Origin of the sequence: Nocardioides sp. L-11A, from assembly GCA_029961745.1 — a bacterium.
GTDB lineage: Bacteria > Actinomycetota > Actinomycetes > Propionibacteriales > Nocardioidaceae > Nocardioides.
Window position 1 is genome coordinate 5666556 of sequence record CP124680.1, and the last position, 17766, is coordinate 5684321.

The 17766-nt window shown below is 73.0% G+C and carries 21 protein-coding genes; 10 read left to right on the forward strand and 11 right to left on the reverse strand.

Going from position 1 to position 17766, the window contains the following annotated elements:
- Nucleotides 1-26 precede the first annotated feature (26 nt).
- From QJ852_27155 to QJ852_27180, 6 genes are all read left to right on the forward strand, one after another.
- Nucleotides 27-1964: a hypothetical protein gene (locus tag QJ852_27155; protein WGX96813.1), complete on the forward strand. Its 1938-nt coding sequence runs from the start codon at nucleotides 27-29 to the stop codon at nucleotides 1962-1964.
- Nucleotides 1954-2688, forward strand: coding sequence for an RNA polymerase sigma factor SigM (gene sigM / locus QJ852_27160; GenBank protein ID WGX96814.1), 735 nt, complete (start codon nucleotides 1954-1956; stop codon nucleotides 2686-2688). Before QJ852_27155 ends, sigM begins: the two co-directional genes overlap by 11 nt.
- A gap of 50 nt (nucleotides 2689-2738) precedes the next feature.
- The gene (locus tag QJ852_27165; protein WGX96815.1) at nucleotides 2739-3563 is read left to right on the forward strand and encodes a hypothetical protein; all 825 of its coding nucleotides are present in this window, start codon (nucleotides 2739-2741) and stop codon (nucleotides 3561-3563) included.
- A gap of 179 nt (nucleotides 3564-3742) precedes the next feature.
- On the forward strand, nucleotides 3743-4753 hold the full coding sequence (gene trxB / locus QJ852_27170; protein WGX96816.1) for a thioredoxin-disulfide reductase: 1011 nt from the start codon (nucleotides 3743-3745) through the stop codon (nucleotides 4751-4753).
- Between the two features lie 48 nt (nucleotides 4754-4801).
- On the forward strand, nucleotides 4802-5128 hold the full coding sequence (trxA, locus tag QJ852_27175; GenBank protein WGX96817.1) for a thioredoxin: 327 nt from the start codon (nucleotides 4802-4804) through the stop codon (nucleotides 5126-5128).
- Nucleotides 5129-5278: 150 nt separating this feature from the next.
- Nucleotides 5279-6268, forward strand: a complete 990-nt coding sequence (locus QJ852_27180; GenBank protein WGX96818.1) for a hypothetical protein — start codon at nucleotides 5279-5281, stop codon at nucleotides 6266-6268.
- A 12-nt stretch (nucleotides 6269-6280) separates the two neighbouring features.
- Here the strand turns inward: QJ852_27180 and QJ852_27185 are convergent, their stop codons facing one another.
- Nucleotides 6281-6964, reverse strand: coding sequence for a GNAT family N-acetyltransferase (locus QJ852_27185; protein ID WGX96819.1), 684 nt, complete (start codon nucleotides 6962-6964; stop codon nucleotides 6281-6283).
- Nucleotides 6965-7029: 65 nt separating this feature from the next.
- On the opposite strand from QJ852_27185, the gene QJ852_27190 reads away from it, so the two are divergent.
- From QJ852_27190 to QJ852_27205, 4 genes are all read left to right on the forward strand, one after another.
- Nucleotides 7030-8244 (forward strand): pyridoxal phosphate-dependent aminotransferase, encoded by a 1215-nt coding sequence (locus QJ852_27190; protein ID WGX96820.1) that lies wholly within the window; start codon nucleotides 7030-7032, stop codon nucleotides 8242-8244.
- Nucleotides 8245-8377: 133 nt separating this feature from the next.
- The gene (locus QJ852_27195; GenBank protein ID WGX96821.1) at nucleotides 8378-9166 is read left to right on the forward strand and encodes a lysophospholipid acyltransferase family protein; all 789 of its coding nucleotides are present in this window, start codon (nucleotides 8378-8380) and stop codon (nucleotides 9164-9166) included.
- 14 nt (nucleotides 9167-9180) lie between these two features.
- A complete protein-coding gene (locus tag QJ852_27200) occupies nucleotides 9181-9852 on the forward strand; it encodes a response regulator transcription factor (protein WGX96822.1) in 672 nt (223 codons plus the stop codon).
- A 537-nt stretch (nucleotides 9853-10389) separates the two neighbouring features.
- Complete coding sequence (locus QJ852_27205) at nucleotides 10390-11064, forward strand: HAMP domain-containing sensor histidine kinase (GenBank protein WGX96823.1); 675 nt, start codon at nucleotides 10390-10392, stop codon at nucleotides 11062-11064.
- On the opposite strand, the gene QJ852_27210 is transcribed toward QJ852_27205, so the two are convergent.
- The 10 genes from QJ852_27210 to QJ852_27255 all read right to left on the reverse strand — a co-directional run bounded on the left by QJ852_27210 (nucleotide 10964) and on the right by QJ852_27255 (nucleotide 17546).
- Nucleotides 10964-11503, reverse strand: coding sequence for a hypothetical protein (locus QJ852_27210; protein WGX96824.1), 540 nt, complete (start codon nucleotides 11501-11503; stop codon nucleotides 10964-10966). The genes QJ852_27205 and QJ852_27210 overlap by 101 nt on opposite strands.
- 394 nt (nucleotides 11504-11897) lie before the next feature.
- On the reverse strand, nucleotides 11898-12938 hold the full coding sequence (locus tag QJ852_27215) for a ParB/RepB/Spo0J family partition protein (protein WGX96825.1): 1041 nt from the start codon (nucleotides 12936-12938) through the stop codon (nucleotides 11898-11900).
- Nucleotides 12935-13783 carry a ParA family protein gene (locus tag QJ852_27220; protein ID WGX99510.1) on the reverse strand — a complete coding sequence of 283 codons (849 nt, stop codon included), beginning with the start codon at nucleotides 13781-13783 and terminating at the stop codon, nucleotides 12935-12937. Before QJ852_27220 ends, QJ852_27215 begins: the two co-directional genes overlap by 4 nt.
- 284 nt (nucleotides 13784-14067) lie before the next feature.
- On the reverse strand, nucleotides 14068-14802 hold the full coding sequence (gene rsmG / locus QJ852_27225) for a 16S rRNA (guanine(527)-N(7))-methyltransferase RsmG (protein WGX96826.1): 735 nt from the start codon (nucleotides 14800-14802) through the stop codon (nucleotides 14068-14070).
- 92 nt (nucleotides 14803-14894) lie between these two features.
- Nucleotides 14895-15350 carry a R3H domain-containing nucleic acid-binding protein gene (locus QJ852_27230; protein ID WGX99511.1) on the reverse strand — a complete coding sequence of 152 codons (456 nt, stop codon included), beginning with the start codon at nucleotides 15348-15350 and terminating at the stop codon, nucleotides 14895-14897.
- 131 nt (nucleotides 15351-15481) lie between these two features.
- Nucleotides 15482-16531 carry a membrane protein insertase YidC gene (gene yidC / locus QJ852_27235; protein ID WGX96827.1) on the reverse strand — a complete coding sequence of 350 codons (1050 nt, stop codon included), beginning with the start codon at nucleotides 16529-16531 and terminating at the stop codon, nucleotides 15482-15484.
- A 3-nt stretch (nucleotides 16532-16534) separates the two neighbouring features.
- Nucleotides 16535-16861 (reverse strand): membrane protein insertion efficiency factor YidD, encoded by a 327-nt coding sequence (yidD, locus tag QJ852_27240; GenBank protein ID WGX96828.1) that lies wholly within the window; start codon nucleotides 16859-16861, stop codon nucleotides 16535-16537.
- Entirely contained in the window at nucleotides 16858-17226 is a 369-nt protein-coding gene (gene rnpA, locus QJ852_27245) for a ribonuclease P protein component (GenBank protein ID WGX96829.1), read from the reverse strand. The genes yidD and rnpA overlap by 4 nt, the downstream gene beginning before the upstream one ends.
- Nucleotides 17227-17269: 43 nt before the next feature.
- Entirely contained in the window at nucleotides 17270-17407 is a 138-nt protein-coding gene (gene rpmH / locus QJ852_27250) for a 50S ribosomal protein L34 (GenBank protein ID WGX96830.1), read from the reverse strand.
- A 10-nt stretch (nucleotides 17408-17417) separates the two neighbouring features.
- Nucleotides 17418-17546 carry a hypothetical protein gene (locus QJ852_27255; protein WGX96831.1) on the reverse strand — a complete coding sequence of 43 codons (129 nt, stop codon included), beginning with the start codon at nucleotides 17544-17546 and terminating at the stop codon, nucleotides 17418-17420.
- Between the last annotated feature and the right edge of the window lie 220 nt (nucleotides 17547-17766).

A 17766-nucleotide genomic window follows, 5' to 3' on the forward strand; every position in this document is an offset into this window, starting at 1 on the left:
GACACGAGGGCGAGCAGGGGGTCGAGGTGGCGACGTCGACGCGGTCGGGCGATGTCCTCGCCGGCCGCTACCGGTTGATCGACCTGCTGAGCGAGAGCGGCGGCGGGCGGTTCTGGCGCGCCCACGACGGGATCCTCGAGCGCTTCGTCGCGCTGCACGTCATCGCCCACGACGACGCCCGCGCCCACGCGCTGGTCGAGGCGGCCCGCACCTCCGCGCAGGTGCTCGACCCGCGGATCCTGCGGGTCCTCGACGCGGAGGAGGAGGACGGCCGCTGCTTCGTGGTCAACGAGTGGGGCACCGGGATCTCCCTCGACATCCTCGTGACCCACGACGGTCCGCTCGCCCCGCGCCACGCGGCCTGGCTGGTGGCCGACGTCGCCGACGCCCTCGCCCGGGCCCACGCGGCCGGTGTCACCCATGGCCGGCTGAACCCCGAGAACGTCCTCATCGACCGGTACGGCGCGGTGCGGATCATCGGGATGTGCGTCGATGCCGCCCTGCACGGTCTCTCGCCCGGCGACGTCCAGGGTGACCTGGAGGACCTCGGCGGGCTGCTCCACTGCGCGCTCACCGCGACCTGGCCGGGCCCGTCCGGCTCGATCGTGCCGGCCGCGCCGCGCGAGAACGACAGCACGCTCAGCCCGCGCCAGGTCGTCGCCGGCGTCCCGCAACCACTCGACGTGCTGTGGCGCGAGCTCGACCAGCGCGCCGGCGCACCCGCCCCGTCGCGGCGCCGGCGGCGTGGCAGCGACCACCCGGACGTGTCGTCGGCCGCGGCGATCGCCGCCGAGCTGGTCGCCTTCGTCGGCGACCCGACCGGGATGCCCGAGCAGCTGGCCCGCGCGGTGCCGCCCATCAACGAGCTGCGGCCGGTGTGGCTGCCCGCGCTCGCCGATCCGTTGCCGCACGACGCCTCCCGCGACGACATCCCCGTCGTACCGCCCGCGGCGCCCGGCGGCACCGACCCGGAGCACGCGCCGGAACCCGCGCCGGACGCCCTCCCCGAGCCCGCGCGGGAGCGCGAGCCGGAGCCCGACGAGCCTCCCATCCCGCTGGTGACCGAGCTGCCCACCGAGGCGGGCATGCCCGTCTTCGGCGAGGAGGACGTCACCTGGCTGCGCACCCGGAGCACGCCGCCGCCTCCGCCGCCGCCGTTCGAGGACCTGCCCGAGCGTCCGCTGTTCGCGCCCGACCCGCCCGACGGCGTACGCCGTCCGCGGCTGCCATCGGTCCCGTCCGGCGAGGTCCCCGGCGCTCCGCCGCCCGCCGGCTTCTGGCCCTGGGACACCGGCACCGGACCGGACGACGGGGACTCCACCGACAACCTCGCCACGGTGCCGGGCCGCAGCTGGCTGCGGCTGGCCATGGCGGTCGCGCTCGCGGTACTGCTCCTGGTCGCGATCGCGATCGCCTTCAACCTCGGGCGCGGCCGGACCGCGCTGGGCGGCGACCCGGAGAAGACCCCCACCGCCGAGGAGACCGACGTCGCCCGCGCCGCCGTCCTCGACGGCCTCGCGCTCGACGACCTCGACCCCCTGGGCGACGGCGAGGAGGACCCGGGCTCGCTCCCGAACCTCATCGACGGCGACGTCCGCACCACGTGGAGCACGCAGACCTACTACGACAACCAGCTGGGTCCGCCGCCGGGCCTCAAGACCGGCGTCGGCCTGGTGATCGACCTGGGCACGGTCCGCTCCGTCGACAGTGTCACCCTGCGGATGGTCGACGAGGGGTCGATGGACCCCAACCGGGTGTCCCTCTACGCCGTCGCCGGCGCGACCGCGCCCACCGACGCGCCGACCGGCGACCCGGTCGCCACCCGGACCGGCGGCGGCATCCTGACCCTCGCGGCGACGGATCCGGTCCAGGCTCGCTACCTTGTCCTGTGGTGGACGGCCCTGCCCGAGGTCGACGGCGACTTCCGGGCCGAGGTCTCCGAGGTGGTGGTCCGTGGTGAGTGAGGTGCGCGAGTCGCCGCCAGGCGACCCGTCGAGCGACCGCGAGCTGCTCGCCGCGCACGTCGCCGGCGATCCCGAGGCCTTCGGTGTCCTCGTCGCCCGGCACCGCGACCGGCTGTGGGCGGTCGCACTGCGCACCTGCGGCCATCCCGAGACCGCGGCCGACGGCCTGCAGGACGGCCTGGTGGCCGCCTTCCGCCGCGCCGGCTCGTTCCGCGGCGACGCGGCGGTGACCACCTGGCTGCACCGGGTCGTCGTCAACGCCTGCCTGGACCGGCTGCGCAAGGAGTCGGTACGCCGCACCGAGCCGCTGCCCGAGGACCTCGACGCGGTCGAGACCGGTCACCGGCGGGTCCGCGAGACCGTCGGCGACGCCGCCGACCCGATCGAGCACAGCCTGGTCGCCGAGCGCCGGGAGCGGGTCCGCGCCGCGCTGGCGACCCTGCCCGAGGAGCAGCGGGCGGCGCTCGTCCTCGTCGACATGGAGGGCTACCCGGTCGCCGAGGTCGCGCAGATCCTCGACTGCGCCGAGGGCACGGTGAAGAGCCGCTGCTCGCGCGGCCGGGCCCGGCTCGCCTTCCTCCTGGCCGACGTCCTGGACCTCGGCCCCGCCACCGAGCCGGATCCCGCCGCCCGACCTGCGGACACGGCAGGGAACCCGTCCGGCCCCCCGGACGTCGGATCGATGACGCCGCGCGGACCGCCCGCGGCCACCACCGTCGACTGATCACCCCGTCCCGCCCGTCCCACCGGGCCTCCGTGCCAGGAACCCCCCACATGAACGACGCCACCGAGCCGACCGACGCGCCGCCGTCCCCCGCCGAGGAGGACGCGGTCCGCAGCGCCCTCGCGGACGCCGGCGGTCCCGTGCCGATCCCGGTCGAGGTCGCCGAGCGGATCGACAGTGTCATCGCCGGGCTGGCCGCCGAGCGCACCGCGGCCTCCCTCCCTCCGGGAGGGGTGCACCACAGCCATCCCGAGGCGCCCGCGGTCGTCGTCCCGCTCGACCCGGCCGCGCTGCGGCGCCGGCGCCGCGTCCGGCTCCTGTTCGGCGCGGCCGCCGCGGCCGCGGTGGTGGCCGTCGGCGTCGGCCTCGTGTCCGACCCCGGCCCCGGCAAGGACGACCTCGCCACGGCCCACCGGCTCGCCCAGGACGAGTCGGCCCGCGACAGCGCCGTGGCCGGCGCCGAGGGCGACGCCGCCGACAGCGGAGGCAAGGCAGCCCCTCAGCCCGAGGCCCCGAGCGCCGCCCCGTCGCCCGAGCTCGCGGAGCCGTACGTCGCCCCGCAGCGGGTCCCCACCGACGAGCCGGTCCGCGAGGTCCGGGCCGAGCGGCTGCGCGAGGACCTGGTCGCGCTCCAGCACGTCACCCTCCCGCACCCGACCGCCGCCGACTACGGCGGCGCGACGCTCACCGCCCCGACCGACTTCCTCTGCGAGCCGGCCTCCTTCGGCCGCGGCTACCTCGTCGGCGTCCTCTACGACGGCAAGCCGGCCGTGGTCGCCTTCCGGGAGCCGGTCGGCTCCACCCAGGAGGCCGAGGTGCTCGCCTGCGGGACCGGCGACGTCATCCACTCCACGACGCTCACCGCCACCGGGTGAGAGCGCCGCGGGCCGAGCGTGCGAGGCCCGCGACCAGGCATGTAGGTCGAGTCGTCCCCCTCGTTCGTCGACGACCGACCCACCGGCCGCGGAATCTATCGGCCTACGATCTCGTTGTCCCAGTGTCCGCCGGTCGTCGGCGTCGCATCCGTCCCAACCACGATCCATCGGGGAGTTCCATGTCCGAGTCCGCCACGTCCGAGCTCCGCCCTGACCTCCGTGAGGTCATCGTCATCGGGTCCGGGCCCTCGGGCTACACCGCCGCGATCTACGCCGCCCGGGCGCAGCTGAACCCGCTGGTCTTCGAGGGCTCGGTCACCGCCGGCGGCGCGCTGATGAACACCACCGAGGTCGAGAACTTCCCGGGCTTCCGGGGCGGCATCCAGGGCCCCGAGCTGATGGACGAGATGCGGGCCCAGGCCGAGCGGTTCGGCGCCGAGCTGATCGCCGACGACGTCGTCGAGGTGGACCTGACCGGCGAGGTCAAGGTCGTCAAGACCGCCACCGACACCTACACCGCGCGCGCGGTGATCCTGGCCACCGGCTCCGGCTACCGCAAGCTCGGCCTCCCCGACGAGGAGCGGCTCTCCGGTCGCGGCGTGTCCTACTGCGCGACCTGCGACGGCTTCTTCTTCCGCGAGCAGCACATCGCGGTCGTGGGCGGCGGCGACTCGGCTGTCGAGGAGGCCACCTTCCTCACCCGGTTCGGCTCGAAGGTCTCCCTCATCGTGCGCCGCGACGAGCTGCGCGCCTCCAAGATCATGCAGGAGCGGGCCTTCGCCGACCCCAAGCTGGAGATCGTGTGGAACTCGGTGGTCGAGTCCATCAACGGCGCCGACTCGCTGGAGTCGCTGACCCTCAAGGACACCGTCACCGGCGCGACCAGTGAGCTGGCCGCGACGGGGCTGTTCATCGCCATCGGCCACGACCCGCGCTCGGAGCTCCTGGTGGGCCAGGTCGACCTCGACGACGACGGCTACGTCCTGGTCCAGCCCGGCTCGACCGCCACCAACATCCCCGGCGTGTTCGCCGCCGGCGACCTGGTCGACCACACCTACCGCCAGGCGATCACCGCCGCCGGCACCGGCTGCTCGGCCGCCCTCGACGCCGAGCGCTACCTCGCCGGCCTCGACCACGCCGCCGCGACCGCGGGAGCCGCTCTCGCCGGGAATGCCGGCGCCACCGCGTAGGTTCAAGTCCACAGACGTCTCGTTCAACCAACCGAAGGGGTGGCCGCCGTGGCCGACAACATCTCCGCCGTGACCGACGCCGAGTTCGACGCACAGGTCCTCAAGTCCGACAAGCCCGTCCTCGTGGACTTCTGGGCCGAGTGGTGCGGCCCGTGCCGCCAGGTCGCCCCGATCCTCGACGAGCTCGCCGGTGCCCACGGCGACAAGATCACGTTCCTCAAGATGAACGTCGACGAGAACCCGGTCACCCCGGCGTCGTACCGCGTCACGGGCATCCCGACCATCAACGTCTACCAGGGCGGCGAGGTCGTGAAGACCATCGTCGGTGCCCGCCCGAAGGCCGCGATCCTCAACGAGCTCGCCGACTTCATCTGAGCGACCGGCCGCGCCCCGCGGCCGACCTCACCCGCGAAAGCCCCCGGCCTCGGCCGGGGGCTTTCGCCATTTCCGCCCGGGTGGGCACCCGCAGGCACCACCATGTCCGCAGCTCATCCACCCGCCGCCCGCCACCGATCCGGAGGACCCATGGGGAACCACGCGACGCGCCGCCGACGGCGTACCACCGCCGTCCGGGCGCTGGGCGCCGGACTCGCCCTCGTCGTGCTCGCCGCCGCGGGGGTGGTCCTGGCCGTCGTGTTCACCTGGGGCGACGACGACCGGGCGGCCGGGTCGCGGTCCCGCGGCGACGGGTCGGCATCGGCCCCGAGCGGCGCCCCTGCGGCGATCCCGCAGGCCGCCCGCGACGCCGCTCTGGAGTTCGCCGGGAGGGCAGCCCGGGAGATCGTCGCGACCCGCTTCGACGACCTCGAGGCGGAGGTCGCCACGGCGACGGCGCTGATGACCCCCGAGTTCGCCGCGACGTACCGGCAGACGACCGACAGCCTGCGCGACGCCGGCGACAGCGCGGGCACCGTCGTGGAGGCCGAGGTCGTGGGCACCGGGCTGATCGGCATCAGCACCGACGCCGCCGACGTCCTCGTGTTCATCGACCAGTCCGCCCGGCGGGGCGAGGCCGAGCCGACGGTGACGCCGTCCCGGTTCGCGCTCGCGCTCACCCGCTCCGGACCGGACTGGCTCGTCGGCGGCATGTCGCTGTTCGCGGAGGACGAGCCGGGCACCCCGGAGCCGGACCCGGCCCGGCGGCAGGTGATCGACGCCGCGGAGACGATGGTCACCGCGTTCGGCAACTACGACTACCGCGACCCACAGGCCGGGATCGACCGCGTGCTCGACCTGGCCACCGGCGGCTTCGCGACCCGGTTCCGTGACGGCGCCGGTGACCTCGCGCGGCAGGCCACGCAGGCGCGCAGCGTGATGCGCTCGGAGATCCTCGCCAGCGGCCTGGCGCAGTACGACGCGACCTCGGCCGTCGTCCTCGTCGCCACCCGCGGCGACGTCAGCAACGAGACCTCCGGCGACCGGCCGCAGGACCGCAGCTACCGGCTCCGGCTGACCCTGACCCTCGTCGACGGGGCCTGGCTCACCTCCGACCTGCGGTTCGTCGCCGCCGGCTGAGTCCGCGGCGCGTCACGGGCGGTGCGGATCCGCCTCGCGGGGGACCGGCGTCGGCACCTGCCGCGGCCGGCGGACGACGCCGACGATCCGCTCCCACGCGGCCTCCACCTCGCCGCGCCAGGTCACCAGCGAACGCATCTCCATCCGCATCCGCGGGGTGCGGGGGTGCGGACGCTGGGTCTTGAACCCGGTCCGGGCCAGGAAGTCCGCGGGCACCACGCACTCCGGAACCCGCCCCGGAACCCGCCCCGAACCCGCCCGCCCGACGCGGGCGAACGCCTCGACCGCGCGGACGCCGTCCCGGCCGACCAGGTCGCGCGCCATGCCCTGCACGAGCAGGCGGCCGACCCCGCCCCCGGCGTACTCCGGTCGGACCCAGGCGGTGGTCAGCAGCACGGCGTCGGCGGAGACCGGGGCCGTGGGGAAGGCCGCAGCGCCGGGCACATACGACGCGGGCGCGTAGACGAGGTAGCCGACCGGCCGGCCGTCGACCAGGGCGACCCGGCCGCAGGAGCCCCACTCGCGCAGCAGCTCGGAGACCCACGCCTCCTTCTCGGCCGCCCGCTCCTCGGCGTCGAGGCGCTGCCGGTGCACCGGCTCGCGCTCCCAGAACAGGCAGGTCCGGCACGGCGCACCCGCGTCGTGGAAGAGGGCGTCGAGCAGGTCGAGGGTGAGAGGGACCGTGGTCCGGGCCACGTCTGCGATCGTACGTCGGCGCACGGCCGGAAAGGGAGTGGCGCGGACCTGAGAGAATGGCGTCCGTGCGCAAGATCCGCCAGAGCCAGAAGCTCCGCAACGTCCGCTACGACGTCCGGGGACCCATCCTCGTCGAGGCCCAGCGCCTTGAGGCCGAGGGTCACAAGATCCTCAAGCTCAACATCGGCAACCCGGCACCGTTCGGCTTCGAGGCACCCGAGGCGATCGTGGCCGACATGGTGCACAACCTGCCCGACGCCCAGGGCTACTCCGACTCCCGCGGCATCTACTCCGCCCGCACCGCCGTCGCGCAGTACTACCAGTCGCGCGGCCTGAAGGACACCGCCGTCGAGGACGTGTTCATCGGCAACGGCGTCTCCGAGATGATCTCGATGGTGCTCCAGGCGTTCCTCGACGACGGCAACGAGATCCTCGTCCCCTCGCCGGACTACCCGCTGTGGACGGGCGCGGTGTCGCTCTCCGGCGGGACGCCGGTCCACTACCGGTGCGACGAGGAGAACGGCTGGATGCCGGACCTCGAGGACATCGAGTCGAAGATCACCGAGAACACGCACGGCCTGGTCATCATCAACCCCAACAACCCCACCGGTGCCGTCTACAGCAAGGAGATGGTGGCCCAGCTGGTCGACATCGCCCGGCGCCACGACCTCGTGGTCTTCGCCGACGAGATCTACGAGAAGATCCTGTTCGACGACGCCGTGCACCACCACGCCGCCGAGGCCGCCGGCAACGACGTGCTCTGTCTGACCTTCAGCGGTCTGTCGAAGGCCTACCGGGTCTGCGGCTACCGGGCCGGCTGGGTGATGATCTCCGGTCCCCAGGAGCTCGCCGAGGACTTCCTCGAGGGACTGACCACCCTGTCCAACATGCGCATGTGCGCGAACGTCCCGGCCCAGCACGCCATCCAGACCGCGCTCGGCGGCTACCAGTCGATCAACGAGCTGATCGTGCCGGGCGGCCGGTTCTACGAGCAGGCGATGCTGGCCGATCGGCTGCTCAACGAGATCCCCGGCGTGTCCTCGGTCCGCCCGCGCGGCGCGTTGTACTGCTTCCCGCGGCTGGACCCCGAGGTCTACCCGATCGAGGACGACGAGGCCTTCGTCATCGAGCTGCTGCGGGCCAAGAAGATCCTGGTCACCCACGGCACCGGCTTCAACTGGTCCGCGCCCGACCACTTCCGCCTGGTCACCCTGCCCGACGTGGAGGTGCTGGAGGAGGCCATCGGCCGGATCTCCGACTTCCTCGCCACCCGGCGCTGACCCCGTCCCATCGACCCGGCGCGTTCAAACGCGCCGGGTCGATGGGATTTTTGTTCGCCGGAGGCAAATCCGAGGGGTAGGTCTGCGTGACACGCAGTCGCACCGGGCTGGGTGGGCCTGTCAGACTGCACCGGTGCTCGACATCACGTATCCGCCCGTCATCGTCACCGCCAAGGTGCTCTTCAAGCTGATGCGCCAGCGGGTCGTGGTCAGCGGCGCGGAGTCCATCCCCCGCAAGGGCGGCGCGCTGCTCGCGATCAACCACACCGGCTACGTCGACTTCATCTACGCCGGCGCGGGCGCCGAGCCCCGCAAGCGCCTGGTCCGGTTCATGATCAAGAAGGAGATGATGGACGCCCCCGGCGTCGGTCACCTGCTGCGCTCCTTCCACCACATCCGGGTCGACCGGTCCTCGGGCGTGCAGTCGATGAAGGACGCGCTGGCCTACCTCAAGGCCGGCGAGGTCGTCGGGATCTACCCCGAGGCCACGATCTCCCGCTCCTTCGAGATCAAGGAGCTCAAGTCGGGGGCCGCGCGGATCGCGGCCGACGCCGGCGTACCGCTCATCCCGGTGATCGTCTGGGGCGCCCACCGGCTGATGACCAAGGACCACCCACGCGACTTCTCCCGCTCGCCCAAGACGATCGTCGTCAAGGTCGGCGAGCCGCTGCACCCCACCGGCGAGGACACCGCGGCCGAGACCGAGGCGCTGCGCGAGGCGATGCGGCGGATGCTCGACGAGGTCATCGCGGACTACCCCGCGGCCGAGAAGGCGCCCGGCAGCTGGTGGACGCCGGCCCGCTTCGGCGGTGGGGCGCCGACGCCCGACGAGGCCGACCGCCTCGACCGGGAGGAGCTGCGCGCCCGCGCGGCGAAGCGTGCCGCCAAGGCCGCGGAGAAGAAGGCGGGCCGGGGCGAGTAGGCGCCCGACAGACCATGGTCGACGCGCCGCTGGTGCTGCTGGTCGAGGACGACGACGACCTGCGGACGACGACGCGGCTGGTCCTCGAGGCGCGCGGGTTCCGCGTGGTCACCGCCGCCGACGGCGAGGCCGGCTGGACGGCGTACCTCACCCGGCCGGTCGATCTCGCCGTCGTCGACGTGGTGCTCCCCAAGCTCGACGGCCTCCGGCTGACCGAGCGGATCCGCGCCGACAGTGAGCTGCCGGTGCTCCTGCTGACCGCGCGCGACCTGCCGCGCGACCAGGTGGTCGGCTTCGACGCCGGCGCCGACGACTACGTCGTCAAGCCGTTCGACGGCGACGTGCTCGAAGCCCGGATCCGTGCCCTGCTGCGCCGGCGCGGGGGAGGAGCGGCCACCCGGATCCTCGACCACGACGGGCTGCGCGTCGACGTCGACGGGATGACCGTGGAGCGCGCCGGCGCTCCCGTCGACCTGTCCGCGACCGAGTTCCGGCTCCTGGTGGCCTTCCTCGAGAATGCCGGTGTGGTTCTCAGCCGCGGCCAGCTGCTCGAGATCGTGTGGGGCAGCTCCACCTGGGGGGATCCCCATGTCGTCGACGTGACCGTGCAGCGGCTGCGCGCCAAGATCGGCGCCGACCGCGTGCACACCGTGCGCGGCGCCGGCTACAAGATGGCGCGGTCCTGACCGTGGCGCTCCCGCGGTCCGGCGCGACCGCCGGCTGGCGACACTCGCTGCGCACCAGGATCACCCTGGCCGTGGTGGGTGCCTCCCTGGCGACGCTCCTGGGTGTGGGCATCGTGGTCGACCACCAGTCGGCCGCCGATGCCCGGGAGCGCCTGCGGACCCAGGCGCTGACCGAGCTCGATGCCGGCCTCGCGGTCCTGGAGGTGACCTCGACACTGCGCTACGACCTCTCGCTCGACCCCGAGCGGGTGCCCGCCGCTTTGCGTACCTCTCTGCCGGCCTTCGGCGAGGACCGGGCGTCGACCTACTACGACGGCGAGCGGATGTGGGCCGCGCGCCGGCTCCCGTCCGACCGGATCGCCAGCGTCGCCCTGGACGACGCGCCCGTCCGCACCGCCCGGTCCTCCCTGCGCGAGCGGATGCTCGTGGCCGCGGCCGCGGTGCTGCCGCTCACCGCCCTGCTCGGCCTGGCCGTCGGCGCCGGACTGAGCCGCCGGCCGCGACGAGGTCGCCGCCCTCTCCCGGGCCGTCGACGACATGGCCGACGCCCTGGACCGCAGGCTCCGGGTCGAGCAGGCCTTCTCCGCCGACGTCGCCCACGAGCTGCGTACGCCGGTCGCCGGCCTGGTCAGCGCGAGCGAGCTGCTGCCGCCCGGCGAGACCACCGACCTGCTGCGGGGACTGGTGACCCGGCTGCGGCACCTGGTCGAGGACCTGCTCGAGGTGGCCCGCCTCGACAGCGGGGCCGAGGAGGTCGCGCTCACCGTCCAGCCGCTGGGCGCCCTCGTCCCCGGAGCCGAGGTGCGCCAGGACGCGGAGGTGCTGGTCGACGCCCGTCGGGTCGAGCGGATCGTCACCAACCTGGTCGCCAACGCCGAGCGGCACGGCGGCGGCGTCACCGCCCTGGTCGTGGAGGGCCCCCGGGTCGTCGTACAGGACGCCGGGCCGGGCTTCCCCTCCGACGTCCTCGCGGCCGGCGCGATCCGGTTCCACAGCACCGGACAGGGCAGCGGGCTCGGGCTCACCATCGTGCACGGTCAGGCACGGGCGATGGGCGCGAGCGTGACGATGGCGAACCCGGACGGCGGCGGGGCCGAGGTGGTCGTCACGTTCAGGATCCCGGACCCATCTCCGGGTCGACCGGGTCGACCGTCTGCAGCGGGTAGGTCTGCGTCGCCTCCATCCCCTCCGGCACGTCGCCCTGCACCGTGATGGTCAGGGTCCCGTAGGTCGCGGAGGCCTCGCCCTCGACGATGTCCGACACCTCCACCTCGACCGGCACCGAGACGTCGGCGCCCTCGGCGCAGTTCGGATCGCAGTCGTTGGCGACCATCGTGCCCGTGGCGCTCGCCCGGTCGGCGCCCCAATCGGCCCAGGCCAGCTCGGTCAGGCTCTGGTTGCCGTCCGCGCACGCGACCGTGAAGGTCCCGGGACTGGCGACCGGCTCGCCGACGCAGTCGAGGATGTAGGTCACTGCGGCCCGGGCGGCGACAGCCGGATCGGTCGGCGTGCCGGACCGGCTGCCGGAGCCCGCTCCGGGCTTCGCCGTCACCGGCTTCTCGTCCTCCACGCCACAGGCGGCGAAGGCGCCCAGGGCGAGGAGCACACTGCCGGCGAGGGCGGCGGTACGGCGGGTGCGGGTGTGTCTCATGGTGCTCCGTTCTCTCGGTGGGCCGGCGGATGTCACCGGCCCGACCAGGATCGCGGGTCCGCCTCACACCAGGCCGGCACGGAGGTCACAGGACCCTCACAGTGACCACCGACTCCCGGGCGACGTACCGATATATCGCTTTGTCCCCTTGTTGCTTTGTCGACATGTCGCTTGCGGGCCGGGTCGCCTGCCTCGGGCAAGTAACACGCCGTCCGCCGGACTACCCGGCCGTTCTCCGCAGCGGGCCCGGCGATTTCGGGGGATTTGTGCTGAGAACCGCCGACCAGTCCAGTGGACGGCGTGTTACAGCGGCTCCCCGCCCGCCCGGCGTTCCACGTGAAACAGGGCGCGTCCCCGTGTGGGGACGCGCCCTGGACGGTGACCGGGAGGCGGGTCAGACCGGGCGATCACTGCGGTTGCGCGGGTCGATCAGGTCGACGATGCGCTGGAGGTCGCCGGTGTTGGCGAACTCGATGCTGATCCGTCCCTTGGCCTTGCCGAGGTCGATCTTGACCCGGGTCTCGAGCCGGTCGCCCAGTCGCTCGGAGAGCTCGCCCAGACCGGGGGCCTGCGGCTTCGCGCGGCGCGGGCGTGGCGTCGTACCGGCGATGCCGTCGCCGACGGCGACGATCTCCTCCAGGCCGCGCACCGAGATGCCCTCGGCGACGACCCGCTGCGCCAGCCGGTCCTGCTGCTCGGCGTCCGCGACCCCGAGCAGGGCCCGGGCGTGGCCCGCGGACAGCACGCCGGCACCGACCCGCCGCTGGACGGCGGGAGACAGCTTCAGCAGCCGCAGGGTGTTGCTGATCTGCGGGCGCGAGCGGCCGATCCGCTGGGCGAGCTCGTCATGGGTGCAGGAGAAGTCCTCGAGCAGCTGCTGGTAGGCGGCCGCCTCCTCGAGGGGGTTGAGGTTGCTGCGGTGCAGGTTCTCCAGCAGCGCGTCGCGCAGCATGTCGGTGTCGTCGGTCTCGCGGACGATCGCGGGGATCGTGGTGAGCCCGGCCTGCTGGGTGGCCCGCCAGCGACGCTCGCCCATGACCAGCTCGTAGCTCTCGGGCCCGGTCTTGCGCACGACGACCGGCTGCAGGAGGCCGATCTCCTTGACCGAGTGGACCAGCTCGGCCATCGCCTCCTCGTCGAAGACGGTGCGGGGGTTGACCGCATTGGGGGCGATCTGCTCCACGGGCAGTTCGGCGAAGTAGGCACCCTCGACGGGCCGCAGAACCGAATCCGCGATCTGAGCGCCGTTCGAGGGGCCGGTGGACCCGGGGTCCGCCGATGCGCCAGAAGTCGCTCCAGCGGCAAAGTCCGCATCCTGGGCGTTCGGGTTGACATCCTCACCCGCCGCCGGGGCGGATACGGGCGGCGTCGGCGCGGTCGGGATCAGCGAGCCGAGACCGCGGCCGAGACCGCGACGGGGTGCGTTGCTGTTCACGCCATGCTCCCTCGGGTGACGATCTCGCGGGCGGCCTCGAGGTAGCTCAGCGCGCCCGGCGAGCCCGGATCGTAGGTCATCACGGTCTGACCGTACGACGGCGCCTCCGACACCCGCACCGAGCGGGGGATCGCGGTCTTGAGCACCTGGTCCCCGAAGTGCTCGCGCACCTCGTGGGCCACGCCCGCCGCGAGCCGGGTCCGGGCGTCGAACATGGTCAGCACGATCGTCGACACCGCGAGCTCCGGGTTGAGGTGCGCGCGCACCATGTCGACGGTCGCGAGCAGCTGGCCCAGGCCCTCGAGCGCGTAGTACTCGGCCTGGATCGGGATCAGCATCTCCGCGCCCGCGACGAGCGCGTTGAGGGTCAACAGACCCAGCGAGGGCGGACAGTCGATGAAGACGTAGTCGAACCGGTCCTCGCCGACCGCGGCGGCGGTGCCGACGCGGGGATGCGCGTCGAGCGCCTTCTTCAGCCGCTGCTCCCGGGCCACGACACTGACCAGCTCGATCTCGGCACCGGCCAGGTCGATGGTCGCCGGGACCACCCACAGGCCCGACGCGTCGGGGCAGGGCTGGGCCAGGTCGGCGATCGCCGTACCGTCGACGAGCAGCTCGTACGACGACGGCGTGCCCTGCCGGTGCTCGATGTTGAGAGCCGTCGACGCGTTGCCCTGCGGGTCGAGGTCGATCACCAGCACCCGCTGCCCCAGTTGCGTGAGCGCGGCGGCCAGGTTGACCGTGGACGTCGTCTTGCCCACGCCACCCTTCTGGTTGGCGACGACGAAGACCCGGGTCTCGGCCGGTCGGTCGAGCTCCTCCTGCGGGATGCCCGCGCGCACCATCACCGTCGCCTGGGCCGCCCGGGCGAGGGGAGTGAGATCGTCGTCGTAGCCGGCGGCACGCTCCGCGAGCTGCGCGGCCGTGACCGGACCACTGCTGGCGGTCGGCGTCGTTTCACGTGGAACGTCACCCACCGGGGCCTCGGTTTCACGTGAAACCCGACCTGCGGACGCCGAGCCCGGCTCGACGGCTGCCTGTGGATAACCGGTGAGGTTCTGTGGAGACTCACGCTCAGTACCTGCCTCCGGACCGGTGGAAAACCCGGGACCGGAACCCCATGAGTCGCTCACGACTTCCTCCTCTTCCTTCGCGACGAGCCACCGCGTGATCCCCGAGGAGCACGCTGGCCACGAAGCGGCAACGATACGCGGGCCGGGTCGGCCCACGACAGACGGACGATGCGAATCGGCTCGACGGCGCCCTCCGCCGCGAGTTCGGCACCCAGCTCCTCGACGACGGCCGGCGCGCAGCCCAGTCGGCGACAGGTCTCCGCCGCCGCGGCCACCTCGTCGGCGGCACTGCTGCCCTTCATCGCCAGCAGCGCGCCCTGGGGTGCCACGAGCGGCATGCACCAGGTCGCCAGCTTGTCGAGTGCCGCGACAGCCCGGGCGGTGACCACGTCGTACGTCGCGACGCCGTGGACGGCATCGGCCCGTCCCCGGATCACGGTGACCTGCTCGAGCCCGAGGCGCTCGACCGCTTCCTCGAGGAAGGTGGTCCGGCGCAGCAGCGGCTCGATCAGCGTCACCCGCAGGTCGGGCCGGGCGATGGCGAGGACCAGCCCGGGCAGCCCGGCTCCGGACCCGACGTCGGCGACCGTGGCGTCGGCGGGCAGGGCGGCGGCCAGCAGGCCGCAGTTGATCAGGTGGCGCTCCCAGAGCCGGGGCGTCTCGCGGGGGCCGATCAGACCGCGCACGACCCCGTCGGTCGCGAGCAGATCGGCGTACTCCTGCACGAGCGCGAGGCGGTCAGCGGAGAAGACCTCCGCCAGGACCGCCGGGGGAGCGGGGAGGGCAGGCACCCCCGGGTCCGCCCGGTCCTCAGGACCGGGGGACACCGGGGGTGCGGTGTCGTCGTCGTGTTTCACGTGAAACGTCGACCCGTCCGGGTCGCTCAGGCCGGGAGCACCACGACGTAGCGGCGCGGCTCGACGCCCGCCGACTCCGAGCGCAGCCCGGCCGCTGCCACGGCGTCGTGGACGATCTTCCGCTCGAACGGCGACATCGGGTCCAGGGACACCGGCGTGCCCGACGCGGCGACCTCGGCCGCGGTCTCAGCGCCGAGCTGGGTGAGTCGGGTGCGCTTGTCCGCGCGGTAGCCCGAGACGTCCAGCATGAGTCGCGAGCGCTCCCCGGTCTCCCGGTAGACCGCGAGCCGGGTCAGCTCCTGCAGCGCCTCCAGGACCTTGCCGTCGCGGCCGACGAGCTGGCTGAGGTCGGCGCCGACGATCGAGACCGCGGCGCGGTCCGCCTCCACGTCGATGTCCAGGTCGCCGTCGAGGTCGGCGATGTCGAGCAGCTCCTCGAGGTAGTCCGCGGCGATATCGCCCTCCTGCTCGAGGCGGCTCACCCGGTCGCCCCCGGTGGCCTCGGCCGGCGCGGAGTCCTCGGCGGTCTCGTCCGCAGGACCGGCCGTCTCCTCAGCCGTCTCCTCGGTGACCTCGTCGGTCCCGCTCACGACATCGGTCTCGATCTCGTCGCTCACTTGCTGTCTCCCTCGTCGTTCGTGGTCTCGTCCTGGCCCGCGGGCGGCGTCTGGTTGGCCTGCCCGCCGGGCTTGTTCTGGGGGCCGCCCTTGCGCTGTGAGCGGCTCTGGCGGCGCGGCTGCTGCCGGGTCGAGGGACGGCGCTCCTCCTCGACCTTCTCCTCGACAGCGGTCTCCGTCGTGCCGTGGCCGTGGCGGGCCGCCTTGGCCTTGTCGCGCTCCTCCTTGGCCTTGAAGGCCGGGGTGCCGGGAGCGGGGTTGTTGCGGATGACGTAGAACTGCTGGCTCATCGTCCACAGGTTGGAGGTCGTCCAGTAGAGGAGGACACCGATCGGGAACGCCACACCACCGAGACCGAAGGCGACCGGGAGGATGTAGAGCAGCATCTTCTGCTGCTGGGCATAGGGGCCGCTCATGGCCTCGGCCGGCATGTTCTTGGCCATCAGCTGACGCTGGGTGAAGAAGGTGGTGGCGGTCATGGCGAGCACCAGGATCAGCGCGACCACCATGACGGTGCCGTTGGGCTCCTCGCCCCAGGTGCGCGATCCCCAGAAGGAGTCGGCGATCGGGATCTTGCCGAAGATGTCGGCCTGGCCGAACTGCTTGGCCCGCTCGACGTCGAGGAAGCCGTGCGCCTTGCCGCTGCGCGCCGCCTGGTCGAGCAGCCGGAACAGGGCGAAGAAGATCGGCATCTGCAGCAGGATCGGCAGACAGGAGGCGAACGGGTTGGTCCCGGCCTCCTTGTAGAGCTTCATCGTCTCCTCGGCCAGCTTCTGCCGGTCGTGGCCGTACTTCTTCTGCAGCTCCTTCACCTTGGGCTGCAGCAGCTGCATGTTGCGGCTGGACTTGATCTGCTTGACGAACAGCGGGATCAGCGCGGCCCGGATGACCAGGGTGAGGCCGATGATCGACAGCGCCCACGACAGGCCGCCGGCGGGGTCCAGCCCGATGGCCGAGAACAGCTCGTGCCAGCCGATGAGCACCGCGGAGATGATGTAGTACAGCGGCACCATGATGAAGTTGCCGATGTCGCCGATGATGCCCACTGATCAGGCTCCTTGCTGGGAGGGATAGCGCGCGGCGGTCGCCGGGCGAGGTTCGGAGTCGCGCTCGGCGCGGGTGGGGGTGGGGTCCTCGTCGTGCTGGTGGCCGCGCCGCGGGGGGACGTGGTCGACACCACCGGGGGACCACGGGTGGCAGCGCAGCAGCCGGCGCATCGCGAGCCAGCTGCCGCGGATCGCGCCGTGCACCTGCAGCGCCTGGACGGCGTACGCCGAGCACGACGGGTAGTAGCGGCAGGTCGGCCCGAGCAGCGGGCTGATCAGGAGCTGGTAGCCGCGCACCAGGCCGACGAGGACCCACGTCACCGGGTTCATCGCGCCTCCTGCCCCTGCGTGCCCACGCGGTGCAGACAACGGTCCAGGTCGACGCACAGTTCCGCGTACGACGCCGCGGCCGCCGCGGCCTGGGCCCGCACGACCAGCACGGCGCCCGGCGGCAGGTCCGTGAGCATCGGCCGCACGGCGTGGCGCAGCCGGCGCTTCACCCGGTTGCGGACGACGGCGTTGCCGACGGCCTTGCTGACCACGAAGCCCACCCGCACCCCGGACATGCCGACAACCTGCTGCCCGTCGGGGAGCAGCAGGTGGGCGACGAGGGTGCGCGAGCCGGCACGACGACCCCGGCGGCTGGCGGACCGGAACAGGTCCGGTTCGGTCAGCCGGTGGTCGGCAGCGAGCACGTCAGCCCCACGGGAACCGCTGGGCGGACACGCGAAGTGTCCGTCACACGGACAGGCTCGAGCGGCCCTTCCGGCGACGGTTCGCCAGGATGGCGCGACCGGCGCGGGTGCGCATGCGCAGTCGGAAACCGTGCACCTTGTGACGACGACGGTTGTTGGGCTGGTACGTCCGCTTGCTCACGATCGGCCTCTCAGATGATGCAGATGTCGGGAAGGGTCTCCGGCAGCCGGGAACGGGATCCGATCGGGATCCCGCACAGCACGTCGGCCGGCACCGCGCAGCCACGAGGACCGGCGATGACCGGGGGCGTCGTGGACATGCGGCACCGGTCGACACCGGTTGACCAATCAACGGTACGCGGACGCCGGATCGGGGGTCAAACCGGCGCCGTCCCCGGGCACCCGCGGCCTCCGCTGGGAAGCCGCGTCACAACCTGTGGATAGCGGGTTGATCCCCGGGCACCCGGGCAGTTAGGTTCGACGGATCCGGGATTCCCCGCCGGTGCCGACCCCGTGGTCGACGTACGACGCGCAGCGACC

What these genes read in the sequence shown, in the direction of transcription:
- QJ852_27165 (WGX96815.1), top strand. Translation starts at nt 2,739, where the DNA reads ATGAACGACGCCACCGAGCCGACCGACGCGCCGCCGTCCCCCGCCGAG.
- QJ852_27180 (WGX96818.1), top strand. Translation starts at nt 5,279, where the DNA reads ATGGGGAACCACGCGACGCGCCGCCGACGGCGTACCACCGCCGTCCGG.
- QJ852_27200 (WGX96822.1), top strand. Translation starts at nt 9,181, where the DNA reads ATGGTCGACGCGCCGCTGGTGCTGCTGGTCGAGGACGACGACGACCTG.
- yidD (WGX96828.1), bottom strand. Translation starts at nt 16,861, where the DNA reads ATGAACCCGGTGACGTGGGTCCTCGTCGGCCTGGTGCGCGGCTACCAG.
- QJ852_27255 (WGX96831.1), bottom strand. Translation starts at nt 17,546, where the DNA reads ATGTCCACGACGCCCCCGGTCATCGCCGGTCCTCGTGGCTGCGCGGTG.
- QJ852_27210 (WGX96824.1), bottom strand. Translation starts at nt 11,503, where the DNA reads ATGAGACACACCCGCACCCGCCGTACCGCCGCCCTCGCCGGCAGTGTG.
- QJ852_27205 (WGX96823.1), top strand. Translation starts at nt 10,390, where the DNA reads ATGGCCGACGCCCTGGACCGCAGGCTCCGGGTCGAGCAGGCCTTCTCC.
- trxB (WGX96816.1), top strand. Translation starts at nt 3,743, where the DNA reads ATGTCCGAGTCCGCCACGTCCGAGCTCCGCCCTGACCTCCGTGAGGTC.
- QJ852_27220 (WGX99510.1), bottom strand. Translation starts at nt 13,783, where the DNA reads ATGGTGCGCGCGGGCATCCCGCAGGAGGAGCTCGACCGACCGGCCGAG.